The sequence below is a fragment of the Acinetobacter tandoii DSM 14970 = CIP 107469 genome (assembly GCF_000400735.1).
Classification (GTDB): domain Bacteria; phylum Pseudomonadota; class Gammaproteobacteria; order Pseudomonadales; family Moraxellaceae; genus Acinetobacter; species Acinetobacter tandoii.
Genome location: NZ_KE007366.1, coordinates 77355 through 93781, shown reverse-complemented (window position 1 = coordinate 93781; position 16427 = coordinate 77355). Strand labels below are relative to the sequence as shown.

Annotated in this window: 20 protein-coding genes; 5 read left to right on the top strand and 15 right to left on the bottom strand. The window is 40.5% G+C overall.

Features of this window, described 5'->3' with window-relative positions; genetic code table 11:
- Positions 1 to 55 precede the first annotated feature (55 nt).
- From I593_RS06995 to I593_RS06985, 3 genes are read right to left on the bottom strand one after another with little or no spacing between them, the layout of a single operon-like run.
- Positions 56 to 394 (bottom strand): DUF3325 domain-containing protein, encoded by a 339-nt coding sequence (locus I593_RS06995; RefSeq protein ID WP_016166873.1) that lies wholly within the window; start codon positions 392 to 394, stop codon positions 56 to 58.
- Positions 391 to 2076 carry a PepSY-associated TM helix domain-containing protein gene (locus I593_RS06990; RefSeq protein WP_016166872.1) on the bottom strand — a complete coding sequence of 562 codons (1686 nt, stop codon included), beginning with the start codon at positions 2074 to 2076 and terminating at the stop codon, positions 391 to 393. The genes I593_RS06995 and I593_RS06990 overlap by 4 nt, the downstream gene beginning before the upstream one ends.
- Before the next feature lies 1 nt (position 2077).
- Positions 2078 to 2428, bottom strand: a complete 351-nt coding sequence (locus I593_RS06985; RefSeq protein ID WP_016166871.1) for a hypothetical protein — start codon at positions 2426 to 2428, stop codon at positions 2078 to 2080.
- Between the two features lie 264 nt (positions 2429 to 2692).
- Here I593_RS06985 and I593_RS06980 point away from each other — a divergent pair, with 264 nt between their 5' ends.
- Positions 2693 to 3004, top strand: a complete 312-nt coding sequence (locus tag I593_RS06980; protein WP_016166870.1) for a YqfO family protein — start codon at positions 2693 to 2695, stop codon at positions 3002 to 3004.
- 255 nt (positions 3005 to 3259) lie between these two features.
- Here the strand turns inward: I593_RS06980 and I593_RS06975 are convergent, their stop codons facing one another.
- On the bottom strand, positions 3260 to 4042 hold the full coding sequence (locus I593_RS06975) for a nitroreductase family protein (RefSeq protein WP_016166869.1): 783 nt from the start codon (positions 4040 to 4042) through the stop codon (positions 3260 to 3262).
- Positions 4043 to 4156: 114 nt separating this feature from the next.
- A complete protein-coding gene (locus tag I593_RS06970) occupies positions 4157 to 4957 on the bottom strand; it encodes an enoyl-CoA hydratase-related protein (protein WP_016166868.1) in 801 nt (266 codons plus the stop codon).
- 104 nt (positions 4958 to 5061) lie between these two features.
- Between I593_RS06970 and I593_RS06965 the strand changes: the two genes are divergently transcribed.
- Positions 5062 to 5631 carry a nicotinate-nicotinamide nucleotide adenylyltransferase gene (locus tag I593_RS06965; protein WP_016166867.1) on the top strand — a complete coding sequence of 190 codons (570 nt, stop codon included), beginning with the start codon at positions 5062 to 5064 and terminating at the stop codon, positions 5629 to 5631.
- 35 nt (positions 5632 to 5666) lie between these two features.
- A complete protein-coding gene (locus I593_RS06960; protein WP_016166866.1) occupies positions 5667 to 6263 on the top strand; it encodes a YceI family protein in 597 nt (198 codons plus the stop codon).
- Between the two features lies 1 nt (position 6264).
- Here I593_RS06960 and I593_RS06955 read toward each other — a convergent pair whose 3' ends face one another.
- A complete protein-coding gene (locus I593_RS06955) occupies positions 6265 to 7155 on the bottom strand; it encodes a LysR family transcriptional regulator ArgP (RefSeq protein ID WP_016166865.1) in 891 nt (296 codons plus the stop codon).
- Positions 7156 to 7296: 141 nt separating this feature from the next.
- Between I593_RS06955 and I593_RS06950 the strand changes: the two genes are divergently transcribed.
- Positions 7297 to 7902 (top strand): LysE/ArgO family amino acid transporter, encoded by a 606-nt coding sequence (locus I593_RS06950; RefSeq protein WP_016166864.1) that lies wholly within the window; start codon positions 7297 to 7299, stop codon positions 7900 to 7902.
- A 46-nt stretch (positions 7903 to 7948) separates the two neighbouring features.
- Here the strand turns inward: I593_RS06950 and I593_RS06945 are convergent, their stop codons facing one another.
- The 6 genes from I593_RS06945 to dapD all read right to left on the bottom strand — a co-directional run bounded on the left by I593_RS06945 (position 7949) and on the right by dapD (position 11921).
- Entirely contained in the window at positions 7949 to 8407 is a 459-nt protein-coding gene (locus tag I593_RS06945; RefSeq protein WP_016166863.1) for a peroxiredoxin, read from the bottom strand.
- A gap of 3 nt (positions 8408 to 8410) precedes the next feature.
- Positions 8411 to 9109, bottom strand: coding sequence for a Dph6-related ATP pyrophosphatase (locus I593_RS06940; RefSeq protein ID WP_016166862.1), 699 nt, complete (start codon positions 9107 to 9109; stop codon positions 8411 to 8413).
- Positions 9110 to 9181: 72 nt separating this feature from the next.
- Entirely contained in the window at positions 9182 to 9592 is a 411-nt protein-coding gene (locus I593_RS06935) for a hypothetical protein (RefSeq protein WP_016166861.1), read from the bottom strand.
- 16 nt (positions 9593 to 9608) lie between these two features.
- Positions 9609 to 10277, bottom strand: a complete 669-nt coding sequence (queC, locus tag I593_RS06930) for a 7-cyano-7-deazaguanine synthase QueC (protein ID WP_016166860.1) — start codon at positions 10275 to 10277, stop codon at positions 9609 to 9611.
- Between the two features lie 29 nt (positions 10278 to 10306).
- Positions 10307 to 11017, bottom strand: coding sequence for a 7-carboxy-7-deazaguanine synthase QueE (queE, locus tag I593_RS06925; RefSeq protein WP_016166859.1), 711 nt, complete (start codon positions 11015 to 11017; stop codon positions 10307 to 10309).
- Positions 11018 to 11099: 82 nt separating this feature from the next.
- On the bottom strand, positions 11100 to 11921 hold the full coding sequence (dapD, locus tag I593_RS06920) for a 2,3,4,5-tetrahydropyridine-2,6-dicarboxylate N-succinyltransferase (RefSeq protein WP_016166858.1): 822 nt from the start codon (positions 11919 to 11921) through the stop codon (positions 11100 to 11102).
- 290 nt (positions 11922 to 12211) lie between these two features.
- Here dapD and carO point away from each other — a divergent pair, with 290 nt between their 5' ends.
- A complete protein-coding gene (carO, locus tag I593_RS06915; protein ID WP_016166857.1) occupies positions 12212 to 12919 on the top strand; it encodes an ornithine uptake porin CarO in 708 nt (235 codons plus the stop codon).
- A 65-nt stretch (positions 12920 to 12984) separates the two neighbouring features.
- Here the strand turns inward: carO and I593_RS06910 are convergent, their stop codons facing one another.
- The 3 genes from I593_RS06910 to I593_RS06900 form a co-directional block, all read right to left on the bottom strand.
- Complete coding sequence (locus I593_RS06910) at positions 12985 to 14193, bottom strand: OmpP1/FadL family transporter (protein WP_016166856.1); 1209 nt, start codon at positions 14191 to 14193, stop codon at positions 12985 to 12987.
- Between the two features lie 190 nt (positions 14194 to 14383).
- The gene (locus tag I593_RS06905) at positions 14384 to 15307 is read right to left on the bottom strand and encodes a CysB family HTH-type transcriptional regulator (RefSeq protein WP_016166855.1); all 924 of its coding nucleotides are present in this window, start codon (positions 15305 to 15307) and stop codon (positions 14384 to 14386) included.
- 50 nt (positions 15308 to 15357) lie between these two features.
- The gene (locus I593_RS06900; RefSeq protein ID WP_016166854.1) at positions 15358 to 16419 is read right to left on the bottom strand and encodes a sulfate/molybdate ABC transporter ATP-binding protein; all 1062 of its coding nucleotides are present in this window, start codon (positions 16417 to 16419) and stop codon (positions 15358 to 15360) included.
- Between the last annotated feature and the right edge of the window lie 8 nt (positions 16420 to 16427).

Sequence of the window (16427 nt, the reverse complement as noted above, 5' to 3'; positions counted from 1 at the left end):
CAATCCGAAGATTGGCTCAGTGATTATAGCCTAAAAGCTTTGACGGAGTGCAGCATTAAAACCACAGTATCGTTGCACTCATGAGACTAAGCATACAAAGTGCAAGTGTAAAGGCTTTGATTTTCTGCTCAAAATAACTCAAAGATACACCGACAAATAAAGCAGCAAAACTGAGGACACCTACCCAGAAACTGAGCATATTGCTGAGTTTTCCTGACAGGATACATATCACTAGACTAAAGGTGAGTAGTAGCCATCCTATGATTGTGGCGTAGCGCGTTTGTATGGCGTTGAGTTCATTGCCAAAAATCTGTTTTTGATGTTTCGACATCGAACTGGCTAAGGCAATAAAGGCTAAGCTAGATAATGACCAAATCAATAAAAAGAACATCATGATGTTAGCTCCTGTGGTCGAGGAGCTGTTTTGGTTTTTTTGGCAGTTAATCCTTTATGATTTTTGACTTTAAGATAAGCCATGCCAAAGATGAATGCCAAAGCCCATGCCATGAGGTCGAAACTGGCAATCATCCATTGTCCTTCTGCAATACTGAGCCATAACGCATGACCACCTGTCAGTGCATTTAAAATAGGCAGCAAAGCAAACATGATGGTCGCGAACCCGAGTAATTCCAACCAAGCCTGACGATGGGTACGGAAAATGGCATAAATAAGGCAGCATAACCACGTAATCAAGAAAATATTAATTTCCCAATCTAAACGTGTTTCGAGTTGCACTGGTAATAATCGGTTTGCATAAAAATAACCTGCACAAGCCAAAGGTAAACCAATAATTACCGTAATATTGGTGACTTCAACTAAGCGATAACCAAAAGATTTATAACCTTGTTTTTGTTGTTGTGGCGCACGTTTGACACACCATAAAATAAGTCCTGTTGCGACCATTAAAGTGCCCAGAATCCCAGAACAGAACAATAACCAACGTAGTGTTAAATCTAGGCCACGTGCTTCATGTAAAACAGTCACGACATTATAAATGCCCATTGGAACTGAGGCCCGATAAGGTGAATTTTGCTCTGTCGTGTTGATACCAGTCATTCCATTAAAGGTAAACGTGGGCATAATATTTCGTGCAATGACACTTTCTGCATACAGTGCTTTAATTTCGACACTCGCCGCCGTGGTATTTGGAGCAATGATTTGAATTGAACCAATGGGATTGTTTTGCCACTGAGATGCTGCATAGTTCAACATTGGAGTCAGATCAGCCATTGGTGCCGCTTGAGGTTCTGCTTCTCTTTTATGACGTCCATGCTCACCACGCTCTTGTTCACCCCGTCCAGAACCACGTAATTCTGATGGCGGCTTTGATGGTTGAGCATTACTTTGTGGACGTAAATCCTTGAGAAATTCTTGACGATCTGAATAGATCTGATTAATTCCCCAAGGCATAAACATGAACATCAGGAGTAATAAACCACTGAAGGTGATCATGATATGAAAGGGCAGTGCAAAGACCGCGGTTGCATTATGCGCATCTAACCAAGAACGTTGTCCCTTGCCTGAACGGAACGTAAAAAAGTCTTTGAAGATTTTTTTGTGAGTAATGATGCCACTTACAATTGCAACCAGCATGAGCATGGTGGCTAATCCTACTAACCAACGAGTCCAAAGTCGTGGTAATCCGTACAGTTCAAAATGGAAACGATAGAGAAAACTGCCGCCAGGTGTATCTCGTGCCTGTAAAACTTCTCCAGTTTGGCTGTCTAAACTAATACGTTCACCACCACGTCGAGCATGCGGATCTTCGCCTTGTTTACGCACCATAATTTCAGTGGTGGTTTGACGAGAGTTTGGCAGAGAAATCATCCAACTGCCTGCCTGAGGATGGTTCTTTTGCAGATAATTTAATGCAATTTGAGTTTGTTGGATTTGGGTATTATTGGCGACAGATTGATGCAGTTCTGGTTTCATCCATACGGTAATTTCATTCTGGAAAAAACTGAGCGTGCCCGTTACAAAAATGGCATATAGCAGCCAGCCTAAAATCAGACTTGCCCATGTGTGTAACCACGACATGGACTGACGAGGACCTTCAATTTTGTCATCTGGACGCATATCAAGCCCCTAAAAATTGCGAAGTTAGCCAAAGAACGAGGCATGGAATAAAAATGCCAAGGCTGGCTTTGATCGTTTTATGCACCATAAATACCCAAATAAATGCGGCGCAATGAATGCAAAAAGCCAATAGGGTTGCGGCGATTGCAGCAGTCGCTCGAGAGTCGATAAATGCTTTCGCAATAACAATTGCGGTCAGGGCTGAAAGTAGATAGCCACCGAAAATGGCTAAAACAAAACGATAAAACACCATGCAACGATATTTGAGCAAGGTCGAGTCTGTCTGCGATTTGGGTTTAATTTTGAGTGTGGGGGCTGCTATCAGCTGTTCTGGCGCACTTGAATTATTCATGAGAGAGCATCTGACGATAGAAGTTGATTAAATATTAATACAAATGATAACAATTATTATTTAATAAATAAATGTACTTTATTGAAAATGTGGATGAAACATCAAAATACTTATTTTTACTGAAGTTTGATTCTCAGGTATGCAATGTCATTTTTAATTTGATGTTAGAAATCATATGGTTTGTGAAGTAAGAACGGTCACTTGTGTTTTAAGAAGTAATCATTCCACAATATACACACTCATAAATTTGAAAAAAGGGAACTCATGCTGAAATTAATTTACTACGTTCCAGAGAGTCACCTAGAGTCGACTAAACAAGCCATTTTTTCAGCAGGTGCGGGGGGAATTGGAAATTATGAACATTGTGCATGGCAAGTTCTGGGTATGGGACAGTTTAAGCCTGTACAGGGGGCAAATCCATTCATTGGTGAGTTGAATCGTTTAGAACAAGTGCCTGAATGGCGAGTAGAAACGATTGTGCCAGAAGCTCATGCCAAAGCAGTGGCTCACGCGCTTAAAACCAATCATCCTTATGAAGAACCAGCTTTTGAGTTTATTCAAATCTTGGATATTTAGCCCAAATAGCTTTTACAAACTGAAAATTAGATACACGGAAATGTCATCTGCAATTGTTTGAGACAGGACGAATTATGAAAAAAATGGTTCTGCGATGCATTGAAATGCAAACGGTATTAGCCGAGTTTTGCAGATCTTGCGCTGCTATAGTCGCACCTCAGGTTTTGCCTACTTTTCCCAAAAGAAAAGTAGGTCGAACCGAAGGTTATTCTATTAACTAGAATCTTATTGAAAAGATTCCATCTAGAAAAATCGTTAAACCTTCTGAATAAATAACTCACGATCAAAACGGTATTGTGGGAAAAACACGCCGTCTTTCGCACGTTCGCCTGCTGCAATGACCATGACAGGATATTGCTGGTCATTTAGTTTTAAGATTTTTCGAACCATTGGCTCATCAAAACCTTCCATCATGCAGCTATCAAAACCATAGGCACGCAAAGCCAAAACCAGATTTTCACACGCCAGCGCTGTGGTTTTGCTTGCCCATAATTTTGCATCGGCAGCGTTAAAAGCAGTAACAGGCAATTGCTTATCAAATGTTCGTACCAATTTGAATGCGACTTTTTTGACGTTGCCTAATGCATTGAAATAGCCTGTTTTGTAGTTGTAGGGAATAACTCGATAATATTTTTGCACCGCGGGTGGCGTTTCGGGGAACGGAAATTCACTGATGTTGCGTTTTGCCATATCATCCAAACGGTCCGTACGTGCAATACAGACAATCAGTTCAGCCGCGGTTTTTGCTGCCAATTGGTTTAGGCAGGCTTTTACCAATTGCTTTTTCTTGCTCGGGCTTTGTACGACATAAAAAGTCCACGGTTGTAAATTGGATGAGTTGGGTGCGAGCAGCGCTAAATCTAAACAGGCATCCAAAATGTCGCTAGGAATTGTGCGATCAGTAAATTTACGTACTGAGCGGCGACTTTCAATGACCTTACGGAAATTAGCAACATCAATATCTTGCGGGGCAGGCTCGTAGTAACGAGATTTACCTGATTCATCTGTAATGAAGTTAGGTTGGTTGGTATTTGTCATGAGATTTATAAATTTTAAATGTTGTCGTTTTAGAATATATCGGGTGTAGTGCCCCTGTTGTTGTATTTCAGTGAGCTAAAACAAAAGGGGCAAAATGCCCCCTTTGATACCCAATTAGTTAAATTGAGAAAAATCAGGTCTACGCTTTTGCATAAATGCAGCAACGGCTTCAGCCATTTCTGGTGAAGATACCCGTTTCATGAAAATCTCGGCTTCATGGTCAATACAGTCCACAATGCTGTCTAGATTATGTTTCATGAGTGCCTTGGTTTGACGTAAAGATGCCAAAGGTAGCGCAGCTAAAATTTGTGATTGCTTGAGTGCGGCTGCGTAAACATCTTCTTCAATGCTGTTGACTAGACCCGCAGCAACGGCTTTTTCGCTGTTAAATTTTTGGGCAGTAAATAATAATTCAGCCGCTTTGTGGTAACCCGCTTGTTGAATCAGTAATTGGCTGGCTGCACCTTCAGGTGAAAGTCCAAGACTCACAAATGGAATTTGGAATAAAGCAGTTTGGTCGCTATACACAAGGTCAGCATGAAGCAAAATAGTTACGCCAATACCAATCGCTACACCACGCACCGCAGCAATTAATGGTTTAGAGAAACGTGCCGCTGCTTTTAACACCACAAATGGCGGTGCATCACCAGCTTTGCCTTGTAATGGAGATTGAATGAATTGCATAAAGTCTTGCATGTCATTTCCCGCAGTGAAATCGGCATCTTCACCTCGTAAAATCACCACACGTACATCTTTAGATTGATCTGCTTCATCAAGGGCTTGAGCAATCCATAAATACAATTCACCATACAATGCATTTTTTGCTTTTGGACGGTTAATGGCTAAAGTCAAAATACCGTTGTCTAAATTTGCATTTAAATGTTCATGTGGTTGTTGAATACAACTGAGCGTCATCGTACTATCCTTGCTTTAAAATTTAGTTAAATTTTATGAGCCATTATGTCGTATCTTAAACAATAACGCTGCTACTGATGAGTTCATAAAAAAGTTCATTCTCTATGAAACATACATTTGATTATCTGGTATTTATTGGTCGTTTTCAGCCCTTTCATTTGGCACATATGCGAACCATTCAAATTGCATTGGAACTGAGTGACCATGTTATTTTGGCCTTAGGTTCGGCGCAGATGGAACGGAATATTAAAAACCCATTTACCGCCCAAGAACGTGAACAGATGATTTTGTCGAATTTCTCTGCGCAAGATGCAGCGCGAATTCGTTTTGTACATGTTGTTGATGTTTATAATGATAAAAAATGGGTGAATTTGGTCAAAAGTTTAGTGGCAAATGTAGTACAGCCTGAACATAAGGTTGGGCTGATTGGGCACTTTAAAGATGAATCTTCTTATTATTTAGAACTTTTTCCAGAATGGGAAATGGTTGAAATTGATAGTTTAGAAGGTGCGATGTCTGCAACACCGATGCGCGAAGCTTTTTATCGTGGTGAAATTTGGGAAGAGACTTTCCCGCAAGGCACGATTGCATTTTTACAAAACTTTATGCAAAGCGTGATCTATCAACAATTACAACACAAATACCAGACCCAAGACAAAACCAATCTTGAGTAAACTATATTTTCATCACCTCGTATGAGGGAATGGATATGCTACATCATGTTGAACCTTATGGAACTTCATTTCTATTTTGGTTTTCTAGGTGCGGTTATGTACTTGCCATACTTATGTCTATGCAATCTGTTCGGGCAAGTTCGTGGCATTTAACCCCCCATTCTGAAGTCAGTTTTCATATAGATACATTTGGCATGACTTTTGTGAAAGGTCAGTTTGAAAAAGTCCAATCCAGCCTACAGTTTAATCCGCAACAACCTGAACAAGCCACAGCCGAGGTGATACTTGATATCACCAGTATCGACTTAAATAAACCCTCATTCAAACAGATGGTTTTGGGCCCAGACCTATTTTATGTAGAAAAATATAAAACTGCGACATTTAGCAGCACTCAATTTAAAGCGCTTGGAGATCATCGTTATCAGATTCTCGGCAATTTGACCTTAAGAGGCGTGACTCATCCAATTTCGTTTAATGCCAAATTAGTTCCAAATTCGAATAATTCAGATCTGTTAGATGTCGAAGCGTATACCCTAATCCGCCGTAGCGATTTTGGCATGAAAAAAGCTTTCGGTGGTGTTGGTGAAAAAGTAAAGATTCAGGTGATTGGACAATGGAAAAAAAGCGACTGAATTAATTCAGAAGCTCCTGAGCTTTTTGGGTCAAGAGCTGTGTCAGTTGCTCAAGTTGAGCCGATTGTTGTTTCCAATGATGCCAATAGAGCGCTAAGTCGATGCTTAAATCTTCTGAAACTTCGATGAGTTTGCCCGACTGTAAATACTGATTTGCTTGATAGTCTGGAAGCCAGCTATAGCCTAAACCCATTACAGTTGCATCCACGAATGCAGTCGAACAGGGAATAAAAAAATGGGGGTATTGGGTTGGGTTAAGTCCAAATTTTTGCTGGATAAAGCCTGTATGCATGAAATCTTTTTCGTTGTAAATCAGGGCAGGAGCAAGACGTAAAGTCTCTCGATTTACCCCTTGTTTAAACCATTGTTGTTTAAATTGTGGTGTTGCAACAAATCGATAATGCATTTTACCCAAATAGGCTGCGATACATCCTTTCATTGGCTTAGGTTCAGTGGTCAAGCACGCATTCACTAGCCCTGCTTCAAGTAAGTGATGTGTATGTGACTGATCATCAACTTGAAATTGCAGCACAATTTTGTTTTCAATCAAGTTTTGCTTGAGCAAGGGTAATAACCAAGTGGCAAGGGAGTCAGCATTGGTAGCAATATTGATTTGATAAAATGCAGATTCAGCGGATTTCCCCGTCAAATTTTGCATTAAATTTTGTTCAAGCAATCTACTGTGCTGTAAATAGTGCAATAAAGATAGACCTGCCTGAGTAGGTCGGCAAGGACGCTCACGCACAATCAACAAATGCCCCAAGGATTTTTCTAAACTCTGTACGCGCATAGTGACTGCCGAAGCCGTAATGCATAAGCGTTCGGCGGCCAAATCAAAACTGCCTGTTTCAGCGACAGCTAAAAACGCATCACATTGTTTACTATTTAGCATGGAAGGGCTCAGTTTTATTCATGAATAAGCTAAGGCTATAATCTAAAATAAATTGAGTTAAATTGATATTTTTTTAGTTTTATTTAGTTAAATAAAAAATGATTGATAATGCGATGGAGCAAAAATAGAGTTGAAAAAGTCATGTTACAAACGTATTTACAGGGCATCGCGATTGGTTTTAGTCTGATTGTGGCGATTGGGGCGCAAAATGCTTTTGTTTTAAAACAGGGCTTAAAACAACAATCTGTATTTTGGGTCTGCTTTGTTTGTGCGCTGTCCGATTCAATTTTAATTTTATTAGGAATCACAGGTTTTTCTGTGGTGCTTCAGCATTACCCTGAAGTTCTGGGCATGGCGAAATGGGCTGGGGCATTATTTTTATTTTGGTATGGCTTTCAACATTTGTTAGCAGCTTTCAAATCGAATCAGGGGTTGCATGCAGCGCAGCAAAATGAGACCAATTTAGGTCAGATCTTGTTGGTATGTTTAGCATTAACTTGGCTAAACCCACATGTTTATTTGGATACAGTGGTACTGATTGGTTCAATCTCAACCCAATTTGAACAGAGTAAACTCTATTTTGCACTGGGCACTATGACTGCATCATGGTTATTCTTTTTCAGTTTAGGATATGGGGCACGACTATTAACACCAGTTTTTGAAAATCCTAAAGCATGGAGAGTTTTGGATGGTCTAATTGCTTTGATTATGTGGGGTATCGCACTGTCTTTAATTTTAAATACTTAATGATAAAAGCCGCTGAGTTGAGTAATCATTACAGCGGCTCTATTAATTAAGCTTGTAAAGCTTTTAAATCAGCAAGAACTTGTTCTGCATGTCCCGCAGCTTTGACTTTACGATATTCTTTTACGAGTTTGCCTTGATGGAAAATAAAGGTTGAGCGTTCAATGCCCATGACTTGTTTGCCATACATATTCTTTTCTTTAATCACATCGAAGTGTTTGCATAGGACTTCTTCTTTATCACTGATTAAATTAATGGTTAAAGCCTGTTTTTCGGTAAAGTTCTGATGGGCTTTAACCGAATCGCGTGAAACACCAATGATCGTAGTTTTCAGTGCATCAAACTGGTCTTTTAAACATGAAAAACCAACGGCTTGTGTGGTACAGCCAGGTGTTGAATCTTTTGGATAGAAATAGACAATCAACCATTCTGTTGGAACTTCGGTTAAATTGATTTCACCTGTGGTGGTAGGAAAGATTTGATTTGGAAGTTGAATTGTCTCTGTCATGGTTCATCCTTCAATCTGGTGTTGTTCTAGTTCAAGGGGTAAAAAGGCGTAATTTTCGTGATAGAGAATATCACCTTTCATAATGTTGAGTGCATGTTTAAAAATTGGGCCATTAATCACTGTCGTGTGAAACTCACCCGCTTCTCCGCAAGGGTCAATCCCTCTGGCTACAAGCTCTTGTATATAGTCCAGTGTCAGAATTTGTCCCAGATCTTCAATTTTCATGCCTAAGTTCAGATTGACCGTCACAATAATGCTTTGAAACCCTAGTGAAATAAATTCCTGCACAATGTCTAAACGTGGACGTTGCCAAAGTGGCATACATAAACTGAGCTGACTTTTATCGCAAACAGATTGGTTCCATTCTGCATGTGCCATTAAGTCAATATCGCCTGTAACCAACGTTTCTGCGCCTAAGATTTGGGCTTTTTGTAGCAGTTGAATAAAATGACTTTCATAATCTTGCCAAGTGGCGGAAGCCGTAAAAATAGGTAATCCAATGGCATTGGCTTGTGCATGAATAATGTCGAGTGACATCCCATGTGAGCGTGACTTTAAGCCTTGTTCTTCAAGCATCACTATTAGTGCAACGGCTTCACCCATTTGCATGGCTTGATAGAGGGCGAGGCTGCTGTCTTTACCTCCACTATAGGACGCAACAAATTTTTGACCTTGAGCGTTTGTATTCCATTTATTGCACATAGTTTCAAGTTCTATCAATTTTGTGACATAGAAAAAGCCTGCATAAAGCAGGCTTCATTCATATTGAGCGAATTATTTTTTCGCTTGCGCGTTTTTCACTGCCGCTTCAGTTAATGACTTTAATTTTGTCGTTAACTGAGGGCCAAAGCAGGCTTGTAAATCTTTATTCTGCTTTTGAACAAAAGCCAAGGTGCTTGGACTTTTCTTTTGGTTAATTGCGCTTTGAATTTCCCATTTTTGAGCATTGGTCAATTTACCATCTGCTTCAACTGCACAAGTACAGTATTTGCTTACTTCAGCGCTCGATAATTTATTACCTTTGGCTGTTTCTTCTTTACAAACATTAATTAATGCAGCTTTTACATTGGTGCTTTTATAGGCTTCTTGTAGTTTGTTTGATTCAGCAGCATGTGAAGCTGTTGCGAACAATGCAGCTGCAGAAACCAATGTAGAAAGAATAATGTTTGATTTTAAATTTTTCATAAACTGTACCCTGTAATTACGGTATGTAACGTGTTGGGTCTGCTACGCCTGCATCTTCAAAGCCTTGTTTGCGTAAGCGGCAGCTGTCGCATTTACCACAAGCACGTCCTTGGTCATCTGCTTGGTAGCAAGACACCGTTTGACTATAGTCTACGCCATGTTCTATACCTAAGCGAATGATATTTGCTTTGGATAAATGTAACAGAGGTGTTTCAAATTTAAGAGCTTTTCCTTCAACACCCACCTTGGTTGCCAAGCGTGCCATGTTGGCAAAAGCTTCAATATATTCTGGTCGACAGTCAGGATAACCTGAATAATCAACAGCATTGATACCAATCACAATGGCTTCTGCACCAAAAACTTCTGCTGCTGCTAAAGCATAAGATAAGAAAATGGTGTTACGTGCTGGAACATAAGTTACAGGAATACCCTCTTGGAGTTGTTCTGGTACATCAATGCTATGGTCTGTTAAAGCAGAACCACCTAAGTTACCTAAATCAATATTAATAATACGATGTTCAACACCAACACGTTGTGTTAGGGCTTTTGCAGCATCTAACTCTGTGGTAGAGCGTTGACCATACATAAAACTAATAGCCATACATTCATAACGTGCTTGCGCCCAAGCTAAACAAGTAGTTGAGTCTAAGCCGCCTGATAACAAGACTATGGCACGAGGGCGCATATGCAAATCTCCAAAATATTTAAAAGCAATTAACGACCAGTTTCATCGTTCCATAACAATTTATGTAACTGTAATTGGAAGCGAACAGGGAGATGGTCTTCTAAAATCCATTGCGCTAAATCACGCGCAAGTTGTGGTAAGCGCACAGCACCTTTTTCTACAGCAAAAGCAGGGGAGAACCAAACGGTACTGACTTTATCTTGTAGTTGGTATTGTGCGACCTGTAGTTTTGACCACTCATAATCTTCACGGTTGCAAATCACGAACTTAATCTGATCATGTTGAGTAAGATGATCTAGATTACTGATTAAATTACGTTGTTCTTCACCCGAAGTTGGAGTTTTAAGGTCTAAGACTTTAGAAATACGAGGGTCAACTTTAGACACATCTAAAGCACCACTGGTTTCTAAAGATACTTCACAGCCCAGATCTGCTAGACGTTGCATTAACGGTAAAGCATTCGGCTGTGCGAGGGGTTCACCACCTGTCACGCAGACATACGGAGTTTTAAAGTCGAGTGTGGTTTGAATAATTTGATCAAGCGATTGGCGCTCGCCACCTTCAAAAGAGTAAGTGGTATCACAATAGGTACAGCGTAGTGGACAACCTGTTAAACGGATAAATACCGTTGGCAGTCCTGCTGTATTGGCTTCACCTTGTAATGAATAGAAAATCTCCGTGATGCGTAAGCCCGCAGCCGGATCAGAAACAGGAATAGCTGAAGATCGGAGAGTATTCATAGCACAAGATAACCACAAGATAGAAAAATAAAAATCTCTACGACCATACCTGACCGTAGAGACCGAAAAGCAGTTTGAAAAATTAGTCTTCGCGTAATAATTCGTTCAAGCTTGTTTTAGCACGAGTTTTCGCGTCAACTTTTTTCACGATAATTGCAGCGTATAAGCTGTAAGTACCGCATTTAGAAGGAAGGCTACCAGAAACAACCACAGAACCTGCTGGTACGCGGCCGTAGTGGATTTCACCAGTTTCACGGTCATAAATCTTGGTTGATTGACCAATGAATACGCCCATTGAAATGACAGAACCTTCTTCAACAATTACACCTTCAACGATTTCAGAACGCGCACCGATGAAGCAGTTGTCTTCAATAATCGTTGGGTTTGCTTGTAATGGTTCGAGTACGCCACCGATACCTACGCCACCAGACAAGTGAACGTTTTTACCGATTTGTGCACATGAACCTACAGTTGCCCATGTATCAACCATTGTGCCTTCATCTACATAAGCACCAATGTTGACATAAGACGGCATCAACACCACATTTTTTGCTTGGAAGCTGCCTTTACGTGCAACAGCTGGTGGTACAACACGTACGCCCGCAGCTTTGAATTGTTCTTCAGTCCAACCAGAGAATTTAGTGTCAACTTTGTCGTAGAAACGAAGATCACAAGACTCAATTGGCTTGTTGTCGTTTAATTTGAACGATAACAACACTGCTTTTTTAAGCCATTGGTGAACAACCCATTCGCCGTCGATTTTTTCAGCTACGCGTAATGAGCCATTATCTAAACCTGCAATCGCTTGTTCTACAGCGTCACGAATTTCAGCAGAACAGTCTGCTGCTGTGAAATTAGCACGGTCTTCAAAGGCTTGTTCGATAATTGTCGAAAGCTGAGACATGATCTTCCTTCCAAAAAAATTTTGAAGATTTTACACTATATTTGCCCAAAAATAGATGAAAAATCGTCTTAGCATCGGAATTAATAATTAAGGTAGTTCAGTAAAAACCTATGTTAAATTGTATAAGTTGTTAAACAAATAAGTGTTTGCAAACTATATTTTATGAAATATGTATCAAAAGTTAACACAAACTAAGCAAATCGTTCATAAAAAGCACCGATGTTCTGGTCTAGGATGGGTTCATCAAAACAACTTCATGATTAAAAGTTAATCTTCTGAGGAGACCAGCAATGAAAAAATTAAGTTTAATTGCAATTGCAACAACAATGACCGCTTTTGCAGGGACTGCAATGGCAGAAGAACCTGTAATTAATGATGGTCGTGTTTCTAATCAGCTTATTCCTACTTCTGTGCGTGCTGAAGCAGGAACAACAGGTTATGGTGGAGCAGTCACTTGGACCGTTAACCCTTATGTTGGCGTAACCTTAGGTTACAATGGTGGTGATGTTTCTTGGTCAGATGACTTGTCTGTTGATGGCGTAAAATACGACATGGACATGAAGAATAACCTTACATATTTAAATGCTGAAGTACGTCCTTGGGGCACAAGTTCGAACATGTGGGCAAATTCACTCTATATGGCAGCAGGTGTAGGTTATGTCGATAGTGAATATACGCTCAAATCTAAAGCAGGTAGCGGTAATATCGAGATTGATGGGACTCCAACCAGTTTTGAGTCTGTGACAGGTAAAGTTAGCTATAACAATGACATTGCACCTTACTTAGGTCTTGGTTTTGCACCTAAAATCAATGACAAGATTGGTGTGTTTGGTGAGGTAGGTGCTTACTACACAGGTAATCCACAAGCTAAACTGACAGGTGTCGGTGGTACAGCAGCGGATCAGGCGTTATTGGCTGAACACGAACGTAATGTCGAAAACGACGATAAATATGAGTGGATGCCAGTGGCGAAACTCGGTGTAAGTTATCACTTCTAAGAGATAATCTTATTCTAGAAAAACGGGCTAAATGCCCGTTTTTTTAAACATTCATACAATATCAACTAAAAGTGATGTCCGATTTTTCCACCAAATACCCATGCATCATTTTGATTCACTGAATATAAAGTAGTAAGTTTGGTATTTGCTCCAGCATCCTGTACAGTTTTGGCTTTGTTAAAGCGTAAATACTGTGTTCCTAAAGCAAAGAAGGATTGAGGTTGCCAGTAATAGAGGGCGCCTAGACCAACTCCATAGTAACCGTCGACAGGGCTTAAGGTCGAAGCTGTATTGCCGTTCCCTGAGTCCCAGCTTATATCAAGGGTAGAGACCCAGCGCGAACTGAATTGATGCGCAATGCCAATTTTCCCAGACCATTGATCTTCTTGATATTGAATCATGTTAAAGGAAGCAATTTCAGGGGCATATTGCGCTGCACTTTCAATAATGGCGGCAAACTGAGTCGGCTGAATGATGTAGTCACTCCAATTGACCCAGCGCAGTGAAGCATACAGCAGACTTTGGGGGGAAAGTCCTGTTTGGAAATCCAGATTGACTGAAGAGGGTGTTTCTATTGTAGTTTTCTTTGCTGTCGTCAAGTGAATAGGCTGGTTCTGAATTGATTCATTTACATGCACTTGATGTTTAATTGCCGAGCGATAGGTTAGGCTACTGCGTAATGCGTATTTTGGAATTTGATAACTTAGACCTGCAAGCCAACCTAGGGCATGATCCTTTTCAAACTCGGCGCGGTATCCATTTAAAAAATAGAAACTTTGTCCAAACACATCTAAGTTGCCTTCAAAGCTTTGTATGCCGAGACCTGCATAAATTTGCCACGAAGGATTAGGCTGATAGCCAAATAGGCTAGTTATATTGTGACTGTCAAAATTGATATCTGTAGCTTCAATCTCAATCGGTCCAATCACGGTATTGGGGCGATAAAGGTATTGGATGTCGACACCAAAGGGTTGATCAAAGATGAGACCGAATGAAACTTTCGGATGAGGCTGAAATTTTAAAGCAGCCTGTACAAAATTACGGTTTTCCACAAAGTTTCCAGTGGAAAAGTCAGTGACCCCAATTTCAGCCAATTCAGCTTGATTTTGGACTTGACCTGAAATATCTGCATTTAAACGGGCGAAGGTTAATTCGGCATAATTGCCTTTTTCAAAAAAAGGCCAAATGGATTGACCAGACAACTCCATGCCACCCGCTTGCAATGTGGGGGGAATAAAAATAACTATAGATGTAAATGTTCGGATCACCCACATATTAAAATACTCTGAATTATTATAAAAAGAGGTTTTGTTTTGGTGTGCGAGTGATTGTTATTGTGTGGAATTCTACAGAGTGAAGCAAGAGGTTTATGTCATTCACATTTTTGTGAATAGCACATTTGAGCATTGTAGTGTTGAGTTGATAACATGGAGGTAATACAGTGCATTACCTCCATGTTGATAGTTATTCTTCAGGATATGCGACTTTTTTCAAAGCTTTAATATCAGTTTCTGGTGAGCAAAGTGAAATAAACTCATAACCATAACCACGCAGTAAATGCCCTTTACGTACTGCAAGCCATGTGGTGTTTACACCAAAAATATCAGTTTGAATTTGCTTTAAGCGATAATCACGCTCAGCGTCGTAAGCAACATTATTGACAATACCAACACCCATACCGAGTTCAACATAGGTTTTGATGACATCGGCATCCAGTGCAGACATGACAATATCGACATCGATATGGGCATCTTCAAATGCTTTATCAATTTTAGAACGACCCGTGAAACCACCGTGATAAGTAATTAATGGGTAATGTGCTAAATCAGCCAATTCAATGTTTTCTTTTTGCGCTAGCTCATGTTGTTGTGGGGTAATAATGCAGTGCTGCCAGTTATAAAATGGCACACTGGCCAAATTATCTTCAGTAGTCAAAGATTCTGTAGCAATACCGATATCCGCTTCGCCTTGTAACAACATTTCCGTAATTTCAACAGGGCTGGCTTGTTGCAAAATAAGGTGAACTTTAGGAAATTCTTTTTTAAATAAGTTCACAATTGGCGGCAGGACATAACGCGCTTGGGTGTGCGTAGTAGCAATGGTCAAAGTCCCTTCATCTACTTTATTAAAATCGTCGGCTAAACGTTTAATATTATCGGCATCGACCAACATCCGCTCCACAATGCCGAGTAAGGCTTGTCCTGGTTCTGTTAATCCCAGTAGACGTTTACCCTTACGAATGAATAATTGAACCCCTAATTCATCTTCTAAGTCTTTAATATGTTTACTTACCCCAGATTGAGAGGTATATAAGGCAGCAGATGCTTCGGTCAAGTTGAAGTTCTGTCGCACTGTTTCTCGAATAATTCTGAGTTGTTGGAAATTCATTTCTCTATACCTTAAAGCGGGTGAGGTGTTGATGCCTCACCTCTATGTCTCTATGCGACTTGATTTTCGAATAAGTGTAATGCAGTTGCACTCAACCAAACAGTTTGATTTGGTCTAAATTGGTGTAATTTTGACTCTTCTGGGCTGAGTGTGATTTCAATCAGGTTGCCCTGACGGTCTTGTAACTCGGCCAAGACTTTGCCTGCAATCCAAATTTCACGTAAGAATGTGGCTTGAATTGCATTGTCTTGGGGTTGGGTATGAATGCGTAATTCATTCGGACGTGCAAAGGCAATGACATTGCCATGTGGCACATGTTGAGCAGCATCTAACTGAATACGGTCTTCACCCAATTGAATAATGCCTTGATGATTGTGACCTTCAAATCGGTTGGCTTGACCTAAAAAGTCAAAGACAAACGGTGTGGCAGGTTTTTCGTAGACTTCGCGAGGCGAACCAATCTGTTCGACATTGCCTTTGTTCATTACCACAATTTGATCGGCAACTTCTAGCGCCTCTTCCTGATCGTGCGTCACGAAAATTGAAGTAATGTGCAATTCGTCATGTAAGGTACGTAACCAACGACGTAGTTCTTTACGTACTTTGGCATCGAGTGCACCAAAAGGTTCATCCAGCAACAATACTCGTGGCTCAACCGCTAAGGCACGGGCCAAGGCAATACGTTGACGTTGTCCACCTGAAAGTTGAGCAGGATAGCGGTCTGATAAGAAACCAAGCTGAACCAAATCCAGTAAACGGGTAACACGTTTTTTAATTTCTGCTTCCGAAGGGCGTGTTGCACGTGGACGAACTCGTAAACCAAAGGCAATATTGTCAAAGACAGTCATATGACGGAATAGGGCATAGTGTTGGAATACAAAGCCAACTTGACGCTCTCGGACATGTACATCAGTGGCATCTTGACCTTCTAAAATCACCTGTCCACCATCTGCCGATTCTAAACCCGCAATAATACGGAGCAGGGTGGTTTTACCGCAACCTGAAGGACCAAGCAAAGCCACCAATTGACCTTCTGGGAAATCTAAAGAAATATTTTTAAGTGCATGGAATGCACCAAAGTTCTTTTCAATGTTTTTGACTTGAATACTCATGGGGACAT